Here is a 23,729-nt window from a genome sequence, read left to right on the forward strand (position 1 = left end):
TGCAGTAATGGCCGTGAGCCCGCAATGACAATAACTTCAGAACTCCCCGTTGCCACCGACGAACCGCTTGTCGAGCCTCGCAAGAGTCGCAAGAACAACCCGGAAAAGACCCGCGAAAACATCCTTCAAGAAGCGATTGTCGAGTTCGTCCAGCAAGGACTTTCCGGCGCTCGCGTCGATGCAATCGCCGAGCGTATCCACACCTCCAAGCGCATGATCTATTACTACTTCGGCAGTAAGGAACAGCTCTATATCGAGGTGCTGGAAAAGCTTTACGGGGATATCCGCAGCACGGAAAACCGTCTGCACCTGGCCGAACTGGCGCCGGTGGAGGCGATTCGCCGACTGGTGGAGTTCACCTTTGATCACCATGATCGCAACGTCGATTTCGTGCGGATCGTCAGCATTGAAAACATTCACAACGCCGAATACGTGAAGCGCTCCGATGCGATCAAGGCGATGAACAACACCATTCTTGATTCACTGGGCGAGATTTTGCTTCGCGGGGCTGAAGCGGGTGTTTTTCGTTCCGGCGTCAATGCGCTCGACGTGCATTTGTTGATCAGCTCGTTCTGCTTCTATCGCGTGTCGAACCGCCATACGTTTGGTGAGATTTTTCAGATTGATCTGCCGGATGAAAGCGTCAAACAGCGTCATCGGGAGATGATTTGCGAGTCGGTTTTGCGATACCTGCAGGCCTGACCTGTGGCGAGGGAGCTTGCTCCCGCTGGGCTGCGAAGCAGCCCCTTCCGATCTATCACCCATTCATGCTTTGAAAGTGCGCCAGCATCCGCTGCGCATCCGGCACCACACCACTGAACAATTCAAACGCCTTCACCGCCTGAAACACCGCCATGTTGCCGCCATCCAGCGTCCGGCAACCCAAGGCGCGGGCGCTGCGCAGCAGTTCGGTTTCCAGCGGGAAGTAAACGATCTCCGCCACCCACATTTCAGCTCTCAACAGCTCCACCGGCACTGGCGTGCCTGGCAGTTTTTTCATGCCCATGGGCGTGGTATTCACCAGGCCGTCGGCCACGGCCAGGGTGCTCGCCAGATCGTGCCCTGCCACCGCCCGCCTTGCACCGAAATGCTGATTGAGGTTGTTCGCCAGCGCCTGCGCCCGGCTGTCATCCACGTCGAAAATGCTCAATTGCCGGACGCCTTCGCTCAGTAGCGCGTGAGCCACCGCCGCGCCCGCGCCACCGGCGCCCATTTGGACGACACGTTCACGGGCGACGTCCTTCAACCCCCGGCGAAAACCTTCGGCAAATCCCAGGCAATCGGTGTTGTGGCCGATGCGTTTGCCGTCCTTGAGCACCACCGTGTTGACCGCGCCAATGCCTCGGGCTTCCGCAGACAATTCGTCGAGTAACGGAATGATGGCCTGCTTGCACGGAAAGGTGATGTTCAGCCCGGTAAAGTTCATACGCTCGGCGGCCATCAGCAGGTCGGGCAGGGCGTTGAAATCAAGCTTCAGTTGGTCAAGGTCGATCAAGCGATAGAGGTAACGCAGTCCTTGGGCATCGCCTTCATGTTCGTGCAGCGCCGGCGTGCGAGAGGCCTGGATGCCAGCGCCGATCAGACCGGCGAGTACCACGGTGTTCTGTGTCATGGCGCTTATCCCTTCAAACGTTGGCTGAAATGCTCCAGCGCCAAGCGATAACCGTGGCTGCCGAAACCTGCCATAACAGCCGTGGCGATGGCCGAGACAAAGGAGTGGTGACGGAACGGTTCGCGGGCGTGGACGTTGGACAGGTGAACTTCGATCACCGGTAGTTCGCTGGCCACCAAGGCGTCGCGAATCGCCACCGAGGTGTGCGTCCATGCCGCCGGGTTGATGATAATCCCGGCGCAGCGGCCGCGGGCAGCGTGAATCCAGTCGAGCAATTCGCCTTCGTGGTTGGTCTGGCGAAACTCCACCGCCAGGCCGAACTCCTCGGCCGCACGACCGCACAACGCGGAAATGTCGGCCAGGGTTTCGTGGCCATAGATCGCCGGTTCACGGGTGCCAAGCAGGTTCAGGTTCGGGCCGTTGAGCACCAGAACGATAGGGGGCATGGGTGACTCTCCACTTATTATTTTTGGCATGGCTGTCAGTTTCAGCCTGTGGAGATAAATTGTACTAGTCGGTTACTTTGGTCAAATGAAGAGGTCGTGTGACGGGCTTTTGTGGGCGGTGATCGGACATAAGAAAAAGATCGAAGCCTTCGGCAGCTCCTACAGGTGCGATCTTTTAACGCGGCAAATGCTCAACCAGAAAATCGATGAAAGCCCTCAACCGCAACGGCACATGCCGGCTCTGCGGATAGAGCAGGGTGAAGGGCCGCGAACGTCCGCTATAAGGCTTGAGCACTTCCACTAGCGAGCCGTCGGCCAACTCGTTTTCGACAATAAAGCGATAGGTCTGAAACAACCCCGCACCGTGCTTCGCCAGGGTCACGCCCCCCAACACATCGTCAGAACAACTGAGGCTTCCCTCGGCGAGAATCTCCTGCGGCACGCCATTGCCGTTGAACAACCAGGCAATCCGTCGGCCACTGCTGGGCAATTCGTATTGAATGCATTCGTGCTGTTGGAGATCACCCAGCGTTTGTGGCACGCCCGCGCGCTTCAGGTAACCGGGACTGGCGATCATCACCAGCGCCGCGTCTTCCAGGTGCCTGGCAATCAAACCGGAATCCGGAATCGCCCGCACGCGGATCGCCATGTCATAGCCTTCGCCGACGAAATCGATGTTGCGATTGCTGATATGCGCCTCGACCTTCACCGCCGGAAAGCGCGCACGAAACGCCGGTAGCAACGGCAAGATCCGGTGATGGCCATAAGTCGTAGGAATACTGATACGCAAGGTGCCGGACGGTTCCTGCTGCTGGCCCATGACCTCGCGTTGAGCTTCAACCAATTGCGCCAGCGCCTGACGGCATTCCTCGTAATAACGCCGACCACTGTCGGTCAACTTGACGCTGCGAGTGGTTCGGGCGAACAACCGCACGCCCAGGCGTTCCTCCATCCGCGACACCGAACGGCTCACGGCCGCCGGCGTCACCCCGGCCACCAACGCGGCGGCGGTAAAGCTGCCGGCTTCGGCCGCGAGGCAAAACAGTTCGATGCTGCCCAACTGAAGATCGTCGAAATACCGCTGCATGATTGATTACGCCGGGGATCAAATGAAGAGTCTGGCTCTGTATTTATCAAATGCCAGCGCATCAATACAACCGTTATCACGAAAGGATTGCTTACTATTTTCCGGCGTAAGGGGCAGGGCGGTCGCGGTCTCGAAAGCTAGTCTCAAGCTCAGGTGATTGATTTGGGGAGTCAGCACCAATTGTCGAATTCATAGGGAATGTCGAGTCATTCGACTCATTAACCTAACGGATGGGTTAGCATGAAATTATTCAACTACAACGGGTTGTCAGCGGTAATCATGTTGCGCGATGAGCACTGTCCACCGCATGCGCATGTGGACGCCGGCACCTGGAGTGCACGCTTCAAATTCAGCTTCTGGCACAACAGTGTCGAGCTTTGGGATGTGGTACCTCAATTGCAACGGCCGCCCGAGGCGGTGCTGGAGGAATTGCGTCATGCGCTCAGACAACCCGCTCACTTGCGTCGTGCACGCGGTATCTGGTGGGACAAGTTGCAAACGGCCTGCCTCGACAATCAATTGTGGGACTGGCAGACCAACGAAATCGTGGTGATGAAAAGGATCACCAGCACGACCTACATGATTGGCTCGGCCTGTTACGAGCCCGAGAAGAACAAGACCCTGCTGGCGCTGGTGGGAGCTCCGGAGGGCGTGGAGATCGAATTATGAAAACGATTCAGCCAAAGATGCTGGTGGATCGGCCCGTGACTGAAGCAGTACTGGACGAGGCTATTGTGCGGGGGCGACTTCGCCACAAAAGTGGTTTGCAGGCGACGGCGGTAACGTTTCAGGATGCGTGCCTGACGGTCAGCTTCGAGGATGGCACTGGCGTGTTGTTACCTGTGAAGCTCTTTCCGGAGTTCGATGGTTTTGAGCCCGAGGATTTTGCCAGTCTGACCGTTGGTTTTTCTGGCACTGCACTCTGCCATGAGGAAAAGGACCTGCACGTCTCCATCGCCGGGATGATTTCAGCCAGCAAGCCCCTGATGAACATGGCGGCCTCGGTCATTTCCTCGCGCAATGGTCGCCAGAGCAGCGCCGCCAAGGCCGAGGCCGCCCGGGCCAACGGCAAAAAGGGTGGCCGCCCGCGCAAGGTCGAAGTTGTCCAATAAGCAGCACCCACAAAAAAGCCGTCATCAAGACGGCTGATTTGTATCTGGCACCTGCTATCAACGGCGGGTCAACAACACCCCGGATTCCATGTGATGCGTCCACGGAAACTGGTCGAACATCGCGCATTGGGTAATGCGGTGTGTGTCGTGCAACTGGGCGATGTTGGCCGCCAGGGTTTCCGGGTTGCAGGAGATGTAGAGGATGTTGTCGAAGCGTCGGGTCAGTTCGCAGGTGTCCGGGTCCATGCCGGCGCGCGGCGGGTCGACAAACACGCTGCCGAATTCGTAGCTCTTGAGGTCGATGCCGTGCAGGCGTCGGAACGGCCGCACTTCGTTCAAGGCTTCGGTCAGCTCTTCGGCGGACAAGCGCACCAAAGTGACGTTATCCACAGCGTTTTCGCTGAGGTTGCTCAACGCAGCATTGACCGAGGCTTTGCTGATTTCGGTGGCCAGCACTTTACGCACGCGAGTGGCGAGCGGCAGGGTGAAGTTGCCGTTACCGCAATACAACTCCAGCAAATCGTCAGTGCGATCGCCGAGAGCGTCATAAGCCCAGTTGAGCATCTTCTGGTTCACGGTGCCGTTAGGCTGGGTGAACGCGCCTTCCGGCTGACGGTAACTGAAGGTGCGACCGCCGACTTCCATCTGCTCGACCACGTAATCCTGGCCGATGACTTCGCGCTTGCCCTTGGAGCGACCGATGATGCTGACGTTCAAGTCCGCCGCCAGCTTCGACGCGGCGGTGTGCCAGTGCTCGTCCAGCGGGCGGTGGTAACACAGCGTGATCATCGCATCACCGGCCAGGGTGGTCAGGAACTCCACCTGGAACAGCTTGTGGCTCAGGGCCGCGCTGGCTTTCCACGCGGCTTTGAGTTGCGGCATCAATTCATTGATGCGCAGGCTGGCAATCGGGAACTCTTCGATCAGGATCGGCGTGCGCTTGTCTTCCTGGGAAAACATCGCGTAGTGACGCTCGCCGCCTTCGCGCCACAGGCGAAACTCCGCGCGCAGGCGGAAGTTCTTCAGTGGCGAGTCGAATACTGCAGGTTCTGGCGCGCCAAACGGGGCCAGCAGGTCACGCAAACGCGTGACCTTTTCTTCGAGCTGAGCGGCGTAGGCCTGGGAATCAAAAGTCATGCGTTGAACCAACCCAACTTGATCACAAACAGAATCGACAGAATCACCAGCGCCGGGTTCAGCTCACGAGCGCGCCCCGACAGCAACTTGATCACGGACCAGGAAATGAAACCGAAGGCGATGCCGTTGGCGATGGAATAGGTGAACGGCATCGCCAGGGCGGTGACCACGACCGGTGCGGCGACGGTGATGTCGTCCCAGTCTATTTCGGCCAGGCCGGATGTCATCAGTACGGCGACGAACAGCAGTGCCGGAGCGGTGGCAAACGCCGGAATGCTGGCGGCCAATGGCGAGAAGAACAGCGCCAGCAGGAACAGGATTGCGACCACGACGGCGGTCAGGCCGGTGCGGCCACCGGCACTGACGCCGGCTGCGGATTCGATGTAGCTGGTGGTGGTCGAAGTGCCCAGCAGCGAACCGGCCATGGCTGCGGTGCTGTCAGCGATCAGTGCGCGACCCATCTTCGGCATGTGGCCGTCCTTGCCCATCAGGCCGGCGCGTTTGGCAACTCCGATCAGCGTGCCAGAGTTGTCGAACAGGTCGACGAACAGGAAGGCAAAAATCACGCTGACCAGGCCGATGTCCAGTGCGCCCTTGATGTCCAGTTGCAGGAACGTCGGGGCCAGCGAAGGTGGCATCGACATCACGCCGCCGAACGGGGTGACGCCCAGTGCGATGGAGGCGACGGTCACGACCAGGATGCCGATCAGTACCGCGCCGCGAACCTTCAGGGCTTCGAGGGCAACGATCAGGGCAAAACCCAGGGTCGCGAGGATCGGTGCCGGTTGTTTCAAGTCACCTAGGCCGACCATGGTTGCCGGGTTGCTGACCACGATGCCGGCGTTGTGCAGGGCGATCAGTGCCAGGAACAGACCGATACCGGCGGCAATCGCCGAGCGCAGGGGCAACGGGATGCTGTTGATGATCCATTCACGGATGCGGAAGATCGACAGCAGGAAGAACAGCACCGCCGAGATAAACACCGCCCCCAGCGCCACTTGCCAGGTATGGCCCATGTGCAGGACCACGGTGTAAGTGAAGAACGCGTTCAGGCCCATGCCCGGCGCGAGCGCGATCGGGTAGTTGGCGATCAGGCCCATCACCGTCGAGCCGATGGCAGCGGCCAGGCAGGTGGCGACAAACACCGCGCCTTTGTCCATGCCAGTCTCGCCGAGGATGCTCGGGTTGACGAACAGAATGTAGGCCATGGCCAGGAAGGTCGTGACGCCCGCAAGAATCTCGGTGCGCACGTTGGTGTTGTGTGCCTTGAGTTGAAACAGCCTTTCCAGCATGTCTGCTCCCCGTGGCGCGCAGTGCGCCGTGAATGTATCGACCTCAACAGCAAAGCACAGACCGCCCTAGGCGCCCGGGAATTTTCTGTGGGTCGGAAAAAGCCGCGCATCATACCAGCCGTGTGGGGTAATGGCTGCGATCGTCGGCGATGTTTTGCCGTTAAGCGAAGTGAGCCATACTGCGCGCCTGTTTTGGGGGAGTCGTAATGGATCGCATCAAGCGCAAAATTGTTCGGTCGTGGGGTCTGTTTTTCGCGTTGCTGGCCAGTGCGCCCACCGTTCTGGCAGCGTCGGCACCGCCGTTGACCAGCGTTCATGTACTTAAGGTCCAGTCAGCCACCTGCGGGATTGAAAATATTTCTGCCGGGCAAGAGCGCACGACCTGTGATCACGGCGGCGCGAACATCAAGGTCTATGTGCTGGAGATGGGCTACGGGCGAGTGCCCACGGTCGGGATCGACGGTTTCAGCGTCGGCGGTGTACAAGCCAACGTCTGCGCCTACGCCAATGGCAATCCGACGCAATGCACCAGCACTCAGACGAGGATCGTCGGCAAGCTCTACATCTATGACCTGGGCGACAAGCAGGAAGGGACGTTCACCTTCAGCAACACCTCGATCAACGCACCGGGCAACACGGTATCGACGCAGCTTTACATCAAGTAACGACCAGGCGCGAACAAGGGTCCTTAAAGCTGACTAAGCTTTAAGGACCCTCCTGTGGACTGTGCCCATGACCTTTAGAGCTCTGATTACCCTCGCCGAGGGCATCGATGACCTGCAATGCGTGACCCTGGTCGACGTGCTGCGCCGCGCCAAGGTCGAAGTGGTGGTGGCCAGCATCGAAGGCCGACGCATGCTCACCTGTGCCCGTGGCACCCGCGTGACCGCCGATGCAATGCTGGTGGATTTGCTGGCCCAGCCGTTCGACCTGATCGTCCTGCCCGGCGGTGCCGTGGGCGCGCAACATCTGGCGGCCCATCAACCCCTGGAACAACTGATCAAGGATCAGGCTGCCGCCGGGCGCCTGTTCGCCGGCATCGCAGAAGCGCCGGCGCTGGCGCTGCAAGCCTTTGGTGTTTTGCGTCAGCGGCGTATGACCTGTTTGCCCACGGTCAGCAATCAACTGTCGGGCTGCACCTTCGTCGATCAACCCGTGGTGGTGGACGGCAATTGCATCACCGCCCAAGGCTCGGGCGCCGCGTTGCCCTTTGCGCTGGCACTGGTGGAGCAACTTTGCGGTAAGGCCACGAGAGCGGCGGTGGCGGGGGAATTGTTGGTTTAGCGCAGGTCAGGCGTGGACAGCAATAGGCTCGATGGCCGGCTGCTCACGATGTTCCGCTTGCCAGAGGTCATAGTCCGTTTGAACGCCTAGCCACATTCTGGCTTTGCCGATGCCTGCCCGCTCTAGACGTACCGCCAGGTCCGGACTGATCGGTGCATGGGCATGTAGCACCCTGGAAAGATGTGGCCGCGCAAATCCCAGATGGCGAGCCAATTCAGTGACGCTGATGCCAAGCTCGGGTAAAACATCCCGCAATAGTGTTTCGCCAGGGTGTGGCGGATTGTGCATGGGCATGGTCCTGCCTCCTGTCAGTGATAGTCCAGATAATCGACCAGTTCGATATCCGAGCCAATAAAACGAAAAATCACCCGCCAGTTACCCGAGACACTCAATGACCAATACTCGGCCAATTCTCCCTTGAGCGGGTGTAACCGCCATCCAGGAAGGTCGAGATCGCCAGGCGTCATTGCGCGGTCCATGAACTGCAACATTCGAGACAAACGTTTCGCATGGTCTGCGCGAATCCCACGAGTCGAACCTGTTTCATAGAAGCCTCGAAGGCCTTTGTGCTGAAAGGATTTGATCATGGAGGAGGTGTAAGGCGATACATTACACTTGATGCGGTATCTATGTATCGCACTTGGTCGGCAAATTTATGCTTTGTGCCGCCAGGCGGGTGCGGGACCTCCCTTGCTCCTGGAAGTAACCGCCTTAAACCTTCGCCTCTTCCACCGCCATGTGCATGCGGTCGCGGTTGGCCAGGGTCGGGAACAGTTTGATCCAGGTCCCGGTCACCACCAGCGTGCCGATGCCGCCCATGACCACGGCGGGCACGGTGCCGAACCAGTGGGCGGTCAGGCCGGATTCGAATTCGCCCAACTGGTTTGAAGCGCCGATGAACAGTCCGTTTACGGCGCTGACCCGGCCGCGCATTTCGTCCGGGGTTTCCAGTTGCACGAAGGAGGCGCGGATCACCATGCTGATCATGTCCGCCGCGCCCAGCACCACCAGCACCGCCAGGGAAAACCAGAACGAGGTGGACAGGCCGAAGGCGATGGTCGCGACGCCGAAGATGCCCACGGCGGTGAACATCACGCGCCCGACCTTACGCTCCACGGCAAATCGCGCCAGGAACAGTGACATCAACAACGCTCCCACCGCTGGCGCCGAGCGTAGCAGGCCCAGGCCCCAGGGGCCGGTCAGCAGAATATCTTTGGCAAACACCGGCAGCAGCGCCGTAGCGCCACCCAGCAGCACGGCGAACAGGTCCAGGGAAATCGCCCCGAGGATGTCCGGGCGACCGCGAATGAAGCGGATACCGGCCAGCAGCGAATCCATCGTCGCCTTGCCCTTGTTCAGCGGCGTTTGCCGGGCTGGCAGGTTGAGCATCAACGAGCAGGCGATGAGGTACAGAACCACCGTTGGGCCATAGACCCAGACGCTGCCGAAGGCGTAAAGCAAACCGCCGAGTGCTGGCGCGACGATGGTGGCCGATTGTTGCGCCGATTGTGCGGCGGCCACGGCCCGAGGGAACAACGCGCTGGGCACGATGCTCGGCAGCAGGGCCTGAGTGGTCGGCATCTCGAAGGACCGGGCGGCACCGAGCAGGAACGCAAGGATGAAGATCATCTCCCGTGTGACGTGATCAGTGGCGCTGCCAATGGCCAGGGACAGGGCGATCAAGGCTTGCAGGAACTGGCAGATCGCCGCGACCTTGCGCCGGTCATAGCGGTCCGCAACATGCCCGGTGTGCAGCATGAACAGCACCCGCGGGGCGAACTCGACCAAACCCACCAGGCCCAGGTCCAGCACACTGCCGGTCAATTGATACAGATTCCAGCCGATCGCCACTGTCAGCATCTGAAAACCGCTGGCGGTAAATACCCGTGCCAGCCAGAACGCAATGAAAGGACGGTGATGGCGTAACAGCAGGGGCGCTTGGCTGGGCATCTGAAGGCAGGTCTTGAGCGAGGGGAAGGTCGAGGTTATCACCAAGCTGTAACAAGAAGTTACGCTGACAAAAATTTTAGGTAGCTAGACATCGATCTCCAAAACACAGCGTTGTTTCCCTGTGGCGAGGGGGCTTGCCCCCGTTGGGCTGCGAAGCGGCCCTAAATCCTGACACCTCATTCCTATTGGCAAAACCGCATCAATCAGTTTGCGACTGCTGCGCAGCCGAACGGGGGCAAGCCCCCTCGCCACAGTAAGCATTCTCAATTCAGGGAATGTGTTGCGACTGATTACCAACGTTATGAGGCAACCTGTCACGCGTCAAAAGACCACACCGTCTATCGTCAAAAATGGGACTACTCTTTTAACGTTGCTTGATCCAGATCAATACCCCTCATGGAATTGATCCGGCGGCCAAACGGCGAGACTCCCTACGTTGTGATGATTTTAAAAAAAGAACGAATTGGAATTCGCCACACTCCATATCCGTGGGGGCAGAGTGGGTGCAGGGTCACAAGCCCTTCAGCCTGTATTACCTGACAGAGGAAGACTTATGTTCGGTTTGGAGGCGCTTGATCTCGCCCGGATGCAGTTCGCGTTCACCATCTCGTTCCACATCCTGTTCCCGGCCATCACCATTGGCCTGGCGAGTTACCTGGCGGTACTCGAAGGCCTGTGGCTGAAAACCCACAACGACACCTACCGCGATCTGTACCACTTCTGGTCGAAGATCTTTGCCGTGAACTTCGGCATGGGCGTGGTCTCCGGGCTGGTCATGGCCTATCAGTTCGGCACCAACTGGAGCCGTTTCTCGGACTTCGCCGGTGCTGTCACCGGGCCGCTGCTGACCTATGAAGTGCTCACAGCCTTCTTCCTCGAAGCCGGTTTCCTCGGCGTCATGCTGTTCGGCTGGAACAAGGTCGGGCGCAACCTGCACTTTTTCTCCACCGTCATGGTGGCCATTGGCACGCTGATCTCAACCTTCTGGATTCTCGCGTCCAACAGCTGGATGCAGACGCCACAAGGCTTTGAAATCATCGACGGTCGAGTGATTCCGGTGGACTGGCTGGCGGTGATCTTCAACCCGTCGTTCCCGTACCGCCTGATGCACATGGCCACGGCAGCATTTGTAGCGACAGCATTCTTCGTCGGTTCCTCGGCGGCGTGGCACTTGCTGCGCGGCAAAGACAACCCGGCGATTCGCACCATGCTCTCGATGGCCATGTGGATGGCATTGATTGTGGCGCCGATCCAGGCGGTCATTGGCGACTTCCACGGTCTCAATACCCTTGAGCATCAGCCGGCGAAAATCGCGGCAATCGAAGGTCACTGGGAAAACGTCGGTAATGAACCGACCCCGCTGATCCTGTTCGGCTGGCCGGACATGAAAGCCGAGAAGACCAAGTTTGCCGTAGAAATTCCATACCTGGGCAGCCTGATCCTGACGCACTCCCTGAACAAACAGGTGCCGGCGCTCAAGGACTTCCCGCCTGAAGACCGGCCGAATTCGACCATCGTTTTCTGGTCGTTCCGGGTCATGGTCGGCCTGGGCTTCCTGATGATCTTCACCGGTTTGTGGAGCCTGTGGCTGCGCAAGCGCGACAAGCTGTATACCTCGCGTCCGTTCCTTTACCTGGCGTTGTGGATGGGCCCGTCTGGCCTGATCGCGATTCTCGCCGGTTGGTTCACCACTGAAATCGGTCGTCAGCCGTGGGTGGTCTACGGGTTGATGCGCACGGCCGATGCGTCCTCCAATCACAGCTTCGTGCAGATGAGCATCACGCTGGTGCTGTTCGTTGTGGTGTATTTCGCGCTGTTCGGCGCCGGCCTCGGCTACATGATGCGCCTGGTGCGCAAAGGGCCGAAGATCGACGAAGGCAAGGAAACCAACGACGGTGGTCCTGGCCAGAAACGCACGCCGTCCCGTCCGCTGTCCGCCGCTGACGATAACGGCGACAGTGATCACAGCCCCAGCCTGACCAAGGAGATTTGAACATGGGTATCGATCTTCCGCTGATCTGGGCCGTGATCATCATCTTCGGCATCATGATGTACGTGGTCATGGACGGTTTCGACCTGGGGATCGGGATTCTCTTCCCGTTCATCCCGGGCAAGACTGACCGTGACGTGATGATGAACACCGTCGCACCCGTCTGGGACGGTAACGAAACCTGGCTGGTACTGGGCGGCGCGGCATTGTTCGGCGCCTTTCCTCTGGCCTATTCGGTGGTGCTGTCGGCGTTGTACCTGCCGTTGATCCTGATGCTGATCGGGCTGATCTTCCGCGGTGTGGCGTTCGAGTTCCGCTTCAAGGCCAAGGACGACAAGCGCCACCTCTGGGACAAGGCCTTTATCGGTGGTTCCATCACGGCGACCTTCTTCCAGGGTGTGGCGTTGGGTGCATTCATTGATGGCATTCCAGTGGTCAATCGCCAGTTCGCCGGCGGTTCACTGGATTGGCTGACGCCGTTCACCCTGTTCTGCGGCCTGGCGCTGGTGGTGGCTTACGCACTGCTTGGCTGCACTTGGCTGATCATGAAAACCGAAGGCAAGTTACAAGAACAGATGCACAACCTGGCGCGGCCGTTGGCGTTCGTAGTATTGGCGGTGATCGGTATCATCAGCATCTGGACCCCGCTGGCCCATGCCGAGATCGCGGCACGCTGGTTTACGCTGCCGAACCTGTTCTGGTTCCTGCCGGTGCCGATCCTGGTATTGGTGACCATGTACGGTCTGATCCGCGCGGTGGCCCGCAATGCGCACTACACACCGTTCCTGCTGACCCTGGTGTTGATCTTCCTCGGTTACAGCGGCTTGGGCATCAGCCTGTGGCCAAACATCGTGCCGCCGTCGATCTCGATCTGGGACGCCGCCGCACCGCCGCAAAGCCAGGGCTTCATGCTGGTGGGTACGCTGTTCATCATTCCGTTCATCCTGGGCTACACCTTCTGGAGCTACTACGTGTTCCGCGGCAAGGTCACCCATGAAGATGGTTACCACTAGCCCCACCCTGTAGGAGCAAAACTTGCTCGCGATGGCGTCCTCACCGGCGCCATCAACTTCAAGAGAGGATTGAGACATGTCCACAAAACCTACCCTGCACGACATTGAACAGGCCGAAAAAAAGCCGCTGTGGCAGCGGCTCGGATGGCTGGCAATGATCTGGACCGGCAGCGTCGTGGTGCTGTTCATCGCGGCCAGCCTGATGCGGATGTTCATGAACGCCGCAGGCTTGACCACTCACTGAAACACCCGAGATTCCCATCCCGTTGCCTTGCGGCACGGATTCATAACCCTCCTGATGGAGGGTTTTTTTTAGCCCGCGTTATTTACGGGCCTTGAGGATCACGAATTTCGGTGTGGCCGCCACTTGCTCGACGCCGCGGAACAACCGCGCGAGCTTGCTGTGATAACCCAGGTGACGATTGCCGACGATGTACAACGCGCCGCCGACCACCAGCGCCTCGCGAGCCTGCTGGAACATCCGCCAAGCCAGAAAGTCGCCAACCACTTGCTGCTGGTGAAACGGCGGATTGCACAGCACGACGTCCAGGGACTGCGGTTCCTGCCCGGCCAGGCCATCGCCAGCCCGCACGATCACATCGCGTGCACCCAGTGCCGCGCGCCAGTTTTCGCTGGCCGATTGCACCGCCATGAACGATTCGTCCACCAGCGTGTAGTGAGCTTCGGGGTTTTGCAGGGCGCTGGCGATGGCCAGCACGCCGTTACCGCAACCGAGATCGGCCACTCGCGCCGCGCCGAGGTTTTTCGGCAGATGCGGCAGAAACGCTCGCGTGCCGATATCCAGCCCTTCGCGACAAAACACGTTGGCGTGGTTGAGCAGTTCGATTGCCGGCTCGTCGAGCAGGTAGCGGGACGGGTAGGGCGAGACGGAGGGCGCTTTGGCTTCTGGGGTCGCGATCAACAGCCGGGCTTTCTTCACCGCCAATGAGGCCTGGACCGGGCCGATGTAGCGCTCCAGCAAGTCCCCGGCGGCGCGAGGCAGGTGTTTGACCATCGCCGCTGCAATCACCTGGGCACCCGGCGCCAGTTGGCCTTGCAGGCGAATCAATTGCTCTTCCAGCAACGCGAGGGTTTTCGGCACCCGGATCAACACCCGGTCAAACGGCCCGACGAACGCTTCATTGGCCGGCACGCTGGGCACCGCGTCGAACGCCTGGCCATTGCGGATCAGATTCTTTTCCAACCCTTGAAATGCGAGGAACGAGTCGCTGCTGCTGGTGACCTGAACCTTGCCTCCCAAACTAGCCGCCAGTGCGCCAAAACTGTCGTTGAGCACCAGCACTCGAACATCCGCCGTCGGTTGTTCCTCGGCCAGATGATTGAGCAGGTATTCGTCGGCGGCATCAAACGCTTGCAGCGGTTCGTTCTGCTGTTCGGGCTGGCGGATCAGGTCGAGTTGGGCGAAGGCTGTTTCGAGCAAGGGCATGGGGCGGGGGCTCTGGATAATCAACGGATGTCCCGCGGCCCAGGGGCGTTGTGGCGGGCGGGCCTGCCGAGTGGACTGCGGCGTGAAGTTTCACACGTCGACACTCAGGAAGGATCGCAAATGGTACGTTTTTTTCGTTTGGATTACTCGCAGGTTTTCTTGCCGCGGGTGGTTTCAGATAGCTCCGGCCCTGGCTGCTGCAATCACCGCAGCAATCTTGTTGCAAACTCCCAGTTTCTGGATAGCGCTGTGCACATGGAAATTCACAGTGCGCTCGCTCAGGCTGAGAATTCTGGAAATCTCGTAAGCGGTCTTGCCATCGGCAGACAGCTTCAACACCTCGACTTCTCGGGGGGATAAATGCGGCATGCTGGGCTTTGGTGCTTTTTTCGTCAGGGTTTGGGTCGCCAGTGCGTGCAGGTGGCGGCTGATAAAAACCGTGAAGCCCAGGTTTTCATACAGTTCATAGGCGGTGATCGGGCAGTGGCTTCTGGCCAGACTCAGCATGCTGTACAACCCGTTGTCCTCATCATGGATTGATTGTGACCAGCCGTACTGCAGTCCTTGTTGTTGCAAGGCTTGCCATAACCACGGGGTCTTGGAGTAGACGTCCTCGGTCCATAAAATCGGCAACATTGAATGATTGCAGTGGGCCACTATCGGGTCTATTGCGCTAAATTTGTTTTGTTCATATTGCGTATTCCAGTCATGGGGGAAATTGTTCCGGCTCAGGGTGTAGTCGTGAGTTCCAAGTGTTTTAGAAGTTATTGAAAAAGAACAGAATTTGAACCCAAGATTCTTAATGAAATTAAGTGAGATCTGGTAGGCGACATCGATTTCTTTAGTGTAAGACAGTTGCGTTAATTGTGACTCCTTCCACATTTCCATTTCAGATCCTCCGTATACGGTTTCGCTGGGGTGCTCAATGGATCCAAGATCCGGCACGTCCGGAGTGTAGGATGATTCCTACTAAAGTGCTTTGATTTTTTCGGTATTGATTACGCCGTCAAGTGAATAACAAGTTCTTAGTCCGTGTAACGTTGGTGTGACGGTTTTAGGATTGAGGGTGATATGTAAGAACATGAAATATTTTTCATAATTGATATTGTTAGTTGGTAGTTGTTAGGTATAAATAGGAATCGTTGTCTAAAGCCACTACAAACTGCCAGTGTTTAAGTCGTCTGCTTTGCGGGACACTGGCCGCTCCTGTTGATGGAGTGCCCCATGACCGCCAGCGCAGAAAAATTCACGCGCCAGACCCTGCTCGACGTCCAGTCCCTGACCCCGAGTCTCTTTACCCTGCGCACAACCCGAGACGCGGGCTTTCGATTTCGTGCCGGGCAATTCGCTCGATTAGGCGTCACCAAGCCCGATGGCAGCACGGTGTGGCGCGCCTATTCCATGGTCTCTTCGCCCCATGACGAATTTCTGGAGTTCTTTTCCATTGTCGTGCCCGGCGGGGAATTCACCAGCGAGTTGAGCCGTCTGGAAGTGGGCGACACGTTGATGGTGGAGCGACAGGCCACGGGCTATCTGACCCTGGATCGTTTCGTCGATGGTCGTGATCTCTGGTTGCTATCCACCGGCACAGGCGTGGCACCGTTCTTGTCGATCCTGCAGGATTTCGAGGTGTGGGAAAAATTCGAGCGAATTATTCTGGTGTACAGCGCGCGCGAAGGTCGTGAACTGGCCTATCAGGCTCTGATCGCGGGGCTGGCGCAGCGTGACTACCTGGCCGAATATGCCCACAAACTGCGTTTTATCCCCACAGTCACGCGCGAGCAGCCTGCGGGCGTGCTGAATGGACGGATCACCACCCTGATAGAAAATGGCGAACTGGAGCGGGCGGCGGGGCTGGAACTGACGCCCGAGCACTCGCGAGTAATGATCTGCGGCAATCCACAGATGATCGATGACACCCGCAAATTGCTCAAACAGCGTGACATGAACCTGAGCCTCAGCCGACGACCGGGGCAGGTGGCAGTAGAGAACTACTGGTAAAAAAACGGCGCCCCGAAGGCGCCGTTTTTTAGTGCAATACAGCCTTCAAGGCCGAGTGTTCTGAGCCTTGAGCAGATCGCGGATCTCGCTCAGCAGCTCTTCTTCCTTGGTCGGAACCGGCGGCAGGGTTGGTGCTACGGCCTCTTCGCGCTTCAGACGGTTGATGGCTTTGACGCCCATGAAGATCGCGAACGCGACGATCACGAAGTCGATCATGCTCTGGATGAATTTGCCGTACGCCATCACCACCGCGGGTACGCTGCCATTAGCAGCCTTGAGGGTAATGGCCAAATCACTGAAATCCACCCCACCGATCAGCAGGCCAATAGGCGGCATGACCACATCGCCGACGAACGACGAGACGATCTTGCCGAAGGCTGCGCCGATGATGATACCGACGGCCATGTCGACCACATTGCCTTTGACCGCGAAGGCCTTGAACTCGTTAAGCACGCCCATAGGTTATTTCCTTGTTACAGATGAGGTTGGTGAGCGCAGTGTAAATCAGCAAAACACATCCTGCTCGACACAACTGCTTACATGACTTGCCTGCTATCGACCTCCTTATTGGCAGAAAGTTTACAAAAGGCCATCATTCGCGCGCGGTTTACCCGCTCTAGACCGGGCTTTCCAGCACCTTTTCGCTATCGCCCCGGTTTGGCATTTCTATTTAGGTTTTGGGCTGTCGGTCACTAGCCTCTGTTGAGCGCACCTGGATGCGCTTTATAAAATCAGAGGAAACTCCTATGACAACTTCCCTTGGCCTTGGGGCTTTTCCCCATCGCCGCGCCTTGGGCGTTTTGACCGCCAGCGTGCTGTCCTTTTCCGTGAGTGCCGCGACCCTGACCCGCGATAACGGCGCCGCCGTCGGTGACAACCAGAACTCGCAAACCGCCGGCGCCACAGGCCCAGTGCTGCTGCAAGACGTGCAACTGATCCAGAAACTCCAGCGTTTCGACCGTGAACGGATTCCCGAGCGTGTGGTGCACGCCCGTGGTACCGGCGCCCATGGCACGTTCACCGTGACGGACGACGTCAGCGATCTGACCAAGGCCAAAGTCTTCGCCGGCGGCCAGAGCACGCCAGTGTTTGTGCGCTTCTCGGCGGTGGTGCATGGCAACCATTCCCCGGAAACCCTGCGCGACCCACGTGGTTTCGCCACCAAGTTCTACACCGCAGACGGCAACTGGGACCTGGTGGGCAACAACTTCCCGACCTTTTTCATCCGAGACGCCATCAAGTTTCCGGACATGGTCCATGCCTTCAAACCGGACCCGCGCACCAACCTTGATGACGATTCTCGTCGTTTTGACTTCTTCTCCCATGTCCCGGAAGCCACCCGCACACTGACCGAGTTGTATTCCAACTCGGGAACACCGGCCAGTTATCGGGAGATGGATGGTAACGGTGTGCACGCCTACAAGTTGGTGAATGCCAAAGGCGAAGTGCACTACGTGAAATTCCACTGGAAAAGTTTACAGGGGATTAATAATCTCGATCCGAAAGCGGTCACCAAAGTTCAAGGTCAAGACTACAGTCATATGACAAATGACTTGGTCACTCATATCAATAAGGGTGACTTTCCAAAGTGGGACTTGTACATCCAAGTTATAAATCCGCAAGATCTGTACAAGTTTGATTTCGATCCTTTGGATGCCACCAAAATCTGGCCAGGTATTCCTGAACGAAAAGTAGGACAAATGGTGTTGAACCGTAATCCGGCCAATGTATTCCAGGAAACCGAACAAGTTGCCATGGCACCGGCCAATCTGGTTCCCGGAATAGAGCCTTCGGAAGATCGTTTGTTACAAGGTCGAGTGTTCTCGTATGCCGATACGCAAATGTATCGTCTTGGGCCTAATGCGCTGCAACTGCCGATCAATGCGCCAAAGGTTGCCGTGAACAACGGTAATCAGGATGGCGCCATGAACAGCGGTGCCAGCAGCACCGGTGTGAACTATCAGCCAAGCCGATTGCTGCCCCGTGAAGAACCGCAAACCGCCCGCTATAGCCAGTCGGCCCTGTCGGGTAGCACCCAGCAGGCGAAGATCCAGCATGAGCAGAACTTCAAGCAGGCCGGCGATCTGTATCGCTCGTTCAGCGAGAAGGAGCGCCAGGACCTGATCGACAGCTTCGGCGGCTCGCTGGCCAGCACGGACGACGAGAGCAAGCACATCATGCTGTCCTTCCTCTATAAGGCCGACCCGGAATACGGGACCGGCGTGACCAAGGTCGCCAAGGGTGACCTGGCTCGGGTCAAGGCACTGGCGGCCAAATTGGTCGACTGATCTTGTTTGCCTGAAAAGCGGGGCCTCATTCGAGGTCCCGTCTGACCAAGGAGCCTTCCCATGCGTTTCTATCTCTCCCTGTTTCTGGCAGCACTGTCGTTCAGTGTGTTTGCCGGGCCGACGGCAGAGGTCTCGAAAGACCCTGCCGTATTGAAAACCCAATTGCAGGATTACTACTTCGATGCCGCCCGTCGTGGCGATGTACCGATGCTCAATACCTTTATCGAGGCCGGTTACTCCCTCGATACACGCGACAGCAAGGGTTACACCGCGCTGATTCTGGCGGCCTATCACGGCCAGACCGCCGCTGTGGACCGCTTGCTGGCGGCTGGCGCCGATGCCTGCGCTCAGGACCAACGTGGCAACACGGCATTGATGGGCGCCATCTTCAAAGGCGAAGTGCAGATCGCCCGAACCCTGCTGGCGGCCAATTGCAGTCCCGATCAGCGTAACGGCGCTGGCCAGACTGCAGCGATGTACGCCGGGTTATTCAACCGTGTCGAGCTGCTGGATGCGCTCAAGGCCAAGGGGGCCGACCTCAACGCCGAAGATCCGCTGGGTAACAGCGCCGCGCGTCTGGCCAGTGGTGAAATCCGCAACGCGGTGCCGCGCTGATCCGGTCCAGCTGAGCTATCATCGCGGTTTTTGCCGGGAGTTCAGATGGCCAAGGCCAAGCGCATGTACGGCTGCACCGAGTGCGGCTCAACCTTCCCCAAGTGGGCTGGCCAGTGCGGCGAGTGCGGGGCCTGGAATACACTGACTGAAACCATGGTCGAGAGCGGCGGCGCTGCGGCGCCTAGCGGTCGCACCGGCTGGACCGGCCAGCAGGCGCAGATCAGGACCCTGGCGGAAGTCAGCGTCGAAGAGATACCGCGTTTTTCCACAGCCTCCAGTGAACTCGATCGGGTCTTGGGCGGAGGCCTGGTGGACGGCTCGGTGGTGTTGATTGGCGGTGATCCTGGCATCGGCAAGTCGACCATTCTGTTGCAAACCTTGTGTAACCTCGCCAAGAGCATGCCGGCGCTGTACGTCACCGGTGAAGAATCCCAGCAGCAAGTGGCCATGCGCGCCCGTCGCCTCGGCTTACCCCAAGACAAACTGCGGGTGATGACCGAAACCTGCATCGAAACCATCATCGCCACGGCCCGGCAGGAAAAGCCCAAGGTCATGGTGATCGACTCGATCCAGACGATTTTCACCGAGCAACTGCAATCGGCGCCGGGTGGCGTTTCCCAGGTTCGCGAAAGTGCGGCGTTGCTGGTGCGCTATGCCAAGCAAAGCGGCACGGCGATTTTCCTGGTGGGCCACGTTACCAAGGAAGGCGCATTGGCCGGTCCGCGGGTCTTGGAACACATGGTTGATACCGTGCTGTATTTCGAAGGCGAGTCGGATGGTCGGTTGCGTCTGCTGCGGGCGGTGAAAAACCGTTTCGGCGCGGTGAACGAGCTGGGCGTATTCGGCATGACTGACAAGGGTCTGAAAGAAGTCTCCAACCCCTCGGCGATTTTTCTCACCCGTGCTCAGGAAGAAGTCCCGGGCAGTGTGGTCATGGCGACGTGGGAAGGTACCCGGCCAATGCTGGTTGAAGTGCAGGCGCTGGTCGATGACAGTCATCTGGCGAATCCACGTCGGGTTACTCTGGGGCTGGACCAGAACCGGTTGGCGATGTTGCTGGCAGTGCTGCACCGTCACGGCGGCATTCCGACCCACGATCAGGATGTGTTCCTCAACGTGGTCGGCGGGGTCAAAGTGCTGGAAACCGCCTCTGACCTGGCGCTGATGGCGGCGGTGATGTCGAGCCTGCGTAACAAACCGCTGCCCCATGATCTGCTGGTGTTTGGCGAAGTCGGTTTGTCAGGTGAAGTGCGTCCGGTACCGAGCGGTCAGGAACGCCTGAAAGAGGCTGCAAAGCACGGCTTCAAGCGCGCCATCGTGCCCAAAGGCAACGCACCGAAAGAAGCACCGCCGGGGTTGCAGATTATTGCCGTGACCCGCCTCGAGCAGGCGCTCGACGCGTTGTTCGAATAAAACACCAACCCCCCCTGTGGGAGCGGGCTTGCTCGCGAATGCGGTGTGTCAGTCGACATCAATGCTGACTGATACACCGCATTCGCGAGCAAGCCCGCTCCCACATTGGGTACAGTGCCAGCTTTCAGATTTCGATCAGCGCACCCAGCTCACGTTCCAGTTCCTCGGGATCGCCCAGGTTGAATTCAATCAACCGCCGCAAGCGCTCGATGGATTCCAGGCTGATGTGTTTGCAGACGAAGCCCAATTGGCCATGGTCATCGTGGGTCAGCATCACATCCATCTTGATCGCGACTTCAGGCGTCAGATGAATATCGACGCAAAAGTGATGCTCCCGATTGCCCAGCCACGGCTCGGGCTTCTCGACCAGCAGCCCCTTGAGCGACAGATCAATCAACTTCACCTGCCAGATGTATTCGTCCTGGCGCAGCTCGGTTCGGGCATCGAACGCAATACGTTTGAAGCGGCGGCGATTGGCAGGGTGGTCGCTCATGGCGCAATCCTCATAAAGGTTCGCTGACTATAGACCTGCATCGCCACGGGCTGCCAGCGCAGAGCATGCGCTAGACCAATGTCGGGGTATGGTCTTTGCCGTCAGGAGAGCTAAACTCGGGGTGGCTGTCTTTCTTGTCCACCCTGGCTGGAATAAAAAATGAAAAATAATAATAGCCTGCTACGCCATTTACCCTGGCTGCTGCTGGCAATCGTAGGAGCGTGCGCCCTTGGCGTAGTGGCATTGCGCCGAGGCGAGCCGATCAACGCCTTATGGATTGTGGTCGCTGCCGTGGCCATTTATCTGGTTGCCTATCGTTACTACAGCCTGTTCATCGCCAACAATGTGATGCAACTCGATCCGCGCCGGGCCACCCCCGCCGTGCTCAACAATGATGGTCTGGACTACGTCCCGACCAATAAACACATCCTCTTCGGTCACCACTTTGCAGCCATCGCTGGTGCCGGGCCTTTGGTCGGTCCGGTCCTGGCAGCGCAGATGGGTTACCTGCCCGGCACGCTGTGGCTGATTGCCGGCGTGGTGCTGGCCGGTGCGGTTCAGGACTTCATGGTCCTGTTCATGTCCACCCGCCGTAACGGTCGTTCCCTGGGCGACATGGTCCGTGAAGAAATGGGCCGTATTCCCGGCACCATCGCGCTGTTCGGCTGCTTCCTGATCATGATCATCATCCTCGCAGTGCTGGCGCTGATCGTGGTGAAAGCCCTGGCCGAAAGCCCTTGGGGTATTTTCACGGTAATGGCGACCATCCCGATCGCGATGTTCATGGGCGTGTACATGCGCTACATCCGTCCGGGCCGCATTGGTGAAATCTCCGTCGTCGGTGTGCTTCTGCTGCTGGGCTCGATCTGGCTGGGTGGGCAGATCGCTGCGGATCCGGTGTGGGCCAAGGTCTTCAGCTTCACCGGGATCCAGATCACCTGGATGCTGATTGGTTATGGTTTCGTCGCGGCGGTGCTGCCGGTGTGGCTGATTCTGGCACCGCGTGATTACCTGTCCACGTTCCTCAAGATCGGCACCATCATTGCGCTGGCGATCGGCATCCTGATCACCATGCCCGACCTGAAAATGCCGGCACTGACCCAGTTCATCGACGGCACCGGGCCGGTGTGGAAGGGCGGGTTGTTTCCGTTCCTGTTCATCACCATTGCCTGTGGCGCGGTTTCGGGTTTCCACGCGCTGATCGCTTCCGGCACCACGCCGAAATTGCTCGCCAGTGAAGGCCATGCCCGCTATATCGGTTATGGCGGCATGTTGATGGAATCCTTCGTTGCCATCATGGCCATTGTCGCTGCCTCGGTGATCGAGCCGGGCGTGTACTTCGCCATGAACAGCCCGGCGGCCATCGTCGGCGGTGATGTGGTGCAAGTGGCGCAAACCGTCAGCAGTTGGGGTTTTGCAATTACCCCGGAAGCGCTGCAAGCGGTGGCCAGGGACATCGGTGAAACCACCGTGCTGGCTCGTGCCGGCGGTGCGCCGACCCTGGCGGTTGGTATTGCGCAGATCCTGCACAACATTCTGCCGGGTGAAAACACCATGGCGTTCTGGTACCACTTCGCGATTCTGTTCGAAGCGTTGTTCATCCTGACCGCCGTCGACGCCGGCACGCGGGCCGGACGCTTCATGCTTCAGGATTTGCTCGGCTCCTTCGTTCCGGCGCTCAAACGAACGGAATCCTGGACCGCCAACCTGATCGCGACTGCCGGTTGCGTGGCGATGTGGGGTTACTTGCTTTATCAAGGCGTGATCGATCCGCTCGGTGGCATCAACACCTTGTGGCCGCTGTTCGGTATCTCCAACCAGATGCTCGCCGGCATCGCGCTGATGCTCGCCACCGTCGTCCTGATCAAAATGAAACGCCAACGCTACATCTGGGTCACCTTGTTGCCGGCCGCGTGGTTGCTGATTTGCACCACCACCGCCGGTTTCATCAAGTTGTTCGACGCCAACCCGGCGATCGGCTTCCTGTCTCTGGCCAAGAAATACAGCGATGCATTGGCCAACGGTCAGATCCTCGCGCCGGCCAAGGACATCAATCAGATGCAACACGTGATCTGGAATGCCTACACCAACGCAACGCTGACAGCGCTGTTCCTGTTCGTGGTGTTCAGCATCCTGTTCTATGCGCTCAAGGTCGGTATTTCGGCCTGGGGCAGCAAAGAACGTACGGATAAAGAATCGCCGTTCCAGGCTGTGCCGGACGCGTAATCGAGGATTGCCAACATGTTCAATGACCTGAGTCGCCTCGGTAAATACCTCGGTCAGGCCGCACGCCTGATGGTCGGCATGCCCGACTACGACAATTACGTCGAGCATATGCAAACCAAACACCCGGACAAACCGGTGATGAGCTACGAGATGTTCTTTCGGGAACGTCAGGAAGCGCGTTACGGTGGCAAGGGTGGGCCGAAGTGCTGTTGATTCAACAGCCGGGTTGACGTAATCCCTGTGGGAGCGAGCTTGCTCGCGATAGCGGTCTGACAGTCAGCATCTCTGTTGACTGTGGAGCCGCCATCGCGAGCAAGTTCGCT

Annotated in this window: 26 protein-coding genes; 14 read left to right on the top strand and 12 right to left on the bottom strand. The window is 58.5% G+C overall.

Going from position 1 to position 23,729, the window contains the following annotated elements; translation table 11 throughout:
- Positions 1–24: 24 nt before the first annotated feature.
- Positions 25–702, top strand: a complete 678-nt coding sequence (locus tag AC1MEW_RS07535; RefSeq protein ID WP_201198108.1) for a TetR/AcrR family transcriptional regulator — start codon at positions 25–27, stop codon at positions 700–702.
- A 55-nt stretch (positions 703–757) separates the two neighbouring features.
- On the opposite strand, the gene AC1MEW_RS07540 is transcribed toward AC1MEW_RS07535, so the two are convergent.
- The 3 genes from AC1MEW_RS07540 to AC1MEW_RS07550 form a co-directional block, all read right to left on the bottom strand.
- Entirely contained in the window at positions 758–1,612 is an 855-nt protein-coding gene (locus tag AC1MEW_RS07540; protein ID WP_323570236.1) for a shikimate dehydrogenase, read from the bottom strand.
- Between the two features lie 5 nt (positions 1,613–1,617).
- Complete coding sequence (gene aroQ / locus AC1MEW_RS07545; RefSeq protein ID WP_201198106.1) at positions 1,618–2,058, bottom strand: type II 3-dehydroquinate dehydratase; 441 nt, start codon at positions 2,056–2,058, stop codon at positions 1,618–1,620.
- A gap of 175 nt (positions 2,059–2,233) precedes the next feature.
- The gene (locus tag AC1MEW_RS07550) at positions 2,234–3,145 is read right to left on the bottom strand and encodes a LysR family transcriptional regulator (protein ID WP_480425905.1); all 912 of its coding nucleotides are present in this window, start codon (positions 3,143–3,145) and stop codon (positions 2,234–2,236) included.
- 240 nt (positions 3,146–3,385) lie between these two features.
- Here AC1MEW_RS07550 and AC1MEW_RS07555 point away from each other — a divergent pair, with 240 nt between their 5' ends.
- Positions 3,386–3,814: a DUF4160 domain-containing protein gene (locus AC1MEW_RS07555; protein ID WP_480425907.1), complete on the top strand. Its 429-nt coding sequence runs from the start codon at positions 3,386–3,388 to the stop codon at positions 3,812–3,814.
- Positions 3,811–4,257: a DUF2442 domain-containing protein gene (locus AC1MEW_RS07560; protein ID WP_322269713.1), complete on the top strand. Its 447-nt coding sequence runs from the start codon at positions 3,811–3,813 to the stop codon at positions 4,255–4,257. Before AC1MEW_RS07555 ends, AC1MEW_RS07560 begins: the two co-directional genes overlap by 4 nt.
- Before the next feature lie 57 nt (positions 4,258–4,314).
- Here the strand turns inward: AC1MEW_RS07560 and trmA are convergent, their stop codons facing one another.
- Both trmA and AC1MEW_RS07570 read right to left on the bottom strand, forming a co-directional pair.
- Positions 4,315–5,394, bottom strand: a complete 1,080-nt coding sequence (trmA, locus tag AC1MEW_RS07565) for a tRNA (uridine(54)-C5)-methyltransferase TrmA (protein WP_201198103.1) — start codon at positions 5,392–5,394, stop codon at positions 4,315–4,317.
- Positions 5,391–6,686, bottom strand: coding sequence for an NCS2 family permease (locus AC1MEW_RS07570; protein WP_480425910.1), 1,296 nt, complete (start codon positions 6,684–6,686; stop codon positions 5,391–5,393). The genes trmA and AC1MEW_RS07570 overlap by 4 nt, the downstream gene beginning before the upstream one ends.
- Positions 6,687–6,892: 206 nt before the next feature.
- On the opposite strand from AC1MEW_RS07570, the gene AC1MEW_RS07575 reads away from it, so the two are divergent.
- A complete protein-coding gene (locus AC1MEW_RS07575) occupies positions 6,893–7,351 on the top strand; it encodes a DUF4879 domain-containing protein (protein ID WP_201256615.1) in 459 nt (152 codons plus the stop codon).
- Positions 7,352–7,418: 67 nt separating this feature from the next.
- The gene (locus AC1MEW_RS07580) at positions 7,419–7,970 is read left to right on the top strand and encodes a DJ-1 family glyoxalase III (RefSeq protein ID WP_480425913.1); all 552 of its coding nucleotides are present in this window, start codon (positions 7,419–7,421) and stop codon (positions 7,968–7,970) included.
- Positions 7,971–7,976: 6 nt separating this feature from the next.
- On the opposite strand, the gene AC1MEW_RS07585 is transcribed toward AC1MEW_RS07580, so the two are convergent.
- The 3 genes from AC1MEW_RS07585 to AC1MEW_RS07595 form a co-directional block, all read right to left on the bottom strand.
- Entirely contained in the window at positions 7,977–8,264 is a 288-nt protein-coding gene (locus tag AC1MEW_RS07585) for a HigA family addiction module antitoxin (protein WP_201256617.1), read from the bottom strand.
- 14 nt (positions 8,265–8,278) lie between these two features.
- Complete coding sequence (locus tag AC1MEW_RS07590) at positions 8,279–8,557, bottom strand: type II toxin-antitoxin system RelE/ParE family toxin (protein WP_201256618.1); 279 nt, start codon at positions 8,555–8,557, stop codon at positions 8,279–8,281.
- Between the two features lie 124 nt (positions 8,558–8,681).
- Positions 8,682–9,920 (bottom strand): MFS transporter, encoded by a 1,239-nt coding sequence (locus tag AC1MEW_RS07595; protein WP_480425916.1) that lies wholly within the window; start codon positions 9,918–9,920, stop codon positions 8,682–8,684.
- Between the two features lie 553 nt (positions 9,921–10,473).
- Here AC1MEW_RS07595 and AC1MEW_RS07600 point away from each other — a divergent pair.
- The 3 genes from AC1MEW_RS07600 (at position 10,474) to AC1MEW_RS07610 (ending at position 13,167) form a co-directional block, all read left to right on the top strand.
- Positions 10,474–11,913, top strand: a complete 1,440-nt coding sequence (locus AC1MEW_RS07600; protein WP_480425918.1) for a cytochrome ubiquinol oxidase subunit I — start codon at positions 10,474–10,476, stop codon at positions 11,911–11,913.
- Between the two features lie 2 nt (positions 11,914–11,915).
- The gene (cydB, locus tag AC1MEW_RS07605; protein ID WP_201198097.1) at positions 11,916–12,923 is read left to right on the top strand and encodes a cytochrome d ubiquinol oxidase subunit II; all 1,008 of its coding nucleotides are present in this window, start codon (positions 11,916–11,918) and stop codon (positions 12,921–12,923) included.
- 76 nt (positions 12,924–12,999) lie between these two features.
- On the top strand, positions 13,000–13,167 hold the full coding sequence (locus tag AC1MEW_RS07610; protein ID WP_201198096.1) for a DUF2474 domain-containing protein: 168 nt from the start codon (positions 13,000–13,002) through the stop codon (positions 13,165–13,167).
- Positions 13,168–13,245: 78 nt separating this feature from the next.
- Here the strand turns inward: AC1MEW_RS07610 and AC1MEW_RS07615 are convergent, their stop codons facing one another.
- Complete coding sequence (locus AC1MEW_RS07615) at positions 13,246–14,370, bottom strand: methyltransferase (protein WP_201256619.1); 1,125 nt, start codon at positions 14,368–14,370, stop codon at positions 13,246–13,248.
- Positions 14,371–14,544: 174 nt separating this feature from the next.
- On the bottom strand, positions 14,545–15,258 hold the full coding sequence (locus tag AC1MEW_RS07620) for an autoinducer binding domain-containing protein (RefSeq protein WP_201256620.1): 714 nt from the start codon (positions 15,256–15,258) through the stop codon (positions 14,545–14,547).
- A 336-nt stretch (positions 15,259–15,594) separates the two neighbouring features.
- Between AC1MEW_RS07620 and AC1MEW_RS07625 the strand changes: the two genes are divergently transcribed.
- Positions 15,595–16,371, top strand: a complete 777-nt coding sequence (locus tag AC1MEW_RS07625) for a ferredoxin--NADP reductase (protein ID WP_201198093.1) — start codon at positions 15,595–15,597, stop codon at positions 16,369–16,371.
- 45 nt (positions 16,372–16,416) lie between these two features.
- Here the strand turns inward: AC1MEW_RS07625 and mscL are convergent, their stop codons facing one another.
- Positions 16,417–16,830, bottom strand: a complete 414-nt coding sequence (gene mscL, locus AC1MEW_RS07630; RefSeq protein ID WP_201198092.1) for a large-conductance mechanosensitive channel protein MscL — start codon at positions 16,828–16,830, stop codon at positions 16,417–16,419.
- 287 nt (positions 16,831–17,117) lie between these two features.
- Between mscL and AC1MEW_RS07635 the strand changes: the two genes are divergently transcribed.
- The 3 genes from AC1MEW_RS07635 to radA are packed head-to-tail and all read left to right on the top strand — an operon-like array spanning position 17,118 to position 20,687.
- Positions 17,118–18,659, top strand: coding sequence for a catalase (locus AC1MEW_RS07635; protein ID WP_322269708.1), 1,542 nt, complete (start codon positions 17,118–17,120; stop codon positions 18,657–18,659).
- Between the two features lie 60 nt (positions 18,660–18,719).
- A complete protein-coding gene (locus tag AC1MEW_RS07640; RefSeq protein ID WP_201198090.1) occupies positions 18,720–19,274 on the top strand; it encodes an ankyrin repeat domain-containing protein in 555 nt (184 codons plus the stop codon).
- A gap of 45 nt (positions 19,275–19,319) precedes the next feature.
- Complete coding sequence (gene radA / locus AC1MEW_RS07645) at positions 19,320–20,687, top strand: DNA repair protein RadA (RefSeq protein WP_123404825.1); 1,368 nt, start codon at positions 19,320–19,322, stop codon at positions 20,685–20,687.
- A 124-nt stretch (positions 20,688–20,811) separates the two neighbouring features.
- Here radA and AC1MEW_RS07650 read toward each other — a convergent pair whose 3' ends face one another.
- Positions 20,812–21,180, bottom strand: a complete 369-nt coding sequence (locus AC1MEW_RS07650) for a PilZ domain-containing protein (RefSeq protein WP_322269706.1) — start codon at positions 21,178–21,180, stop codon at positions 20,812–20,814.
- A 159-nt stretch (positions 21,181–21,339) separates the two neighbouring features.
- On the opposite strand from AC1MEW_RS07650, the gene AC1MEW_RS07655 reads away from it, so the two are divergent.
- Both AC1MEW_RS07655 and AC1MEW_RS07660 read left to right on the top strand, forming a co-directional pair.
- Positions 21,340–23,406 carry a carbon starvation CstA family protein gene (locus AC1MEW_RS07655; RefSeq protein WP_323570238.1) on the top strand — a complete coding sequence of 689 codons (2,067 nt, stop codon included), beginning with the start codon at positions 21,340–21,342 and terminating at the stop codon, positions 23,404–23,406.
- A 15-nt stretch (positions 23,407–23,421) separates the two neighbouring features.
- Positions 23,422–23,619, top strand: a complete 198-nt coding sequence (locus AC1MEW_RS07660) for a YbdD/YjiX family protein (protein ID WP_007895266.1) — start codon at positions 23,422–23,424, stop codon at positions 23,617–23,619.
- Positions 23,620–23,729: the final 110 nt, after the last annotated feature.

This window comes from Pseudomonas sp. ASL4 (assembly GCF_056680395.1).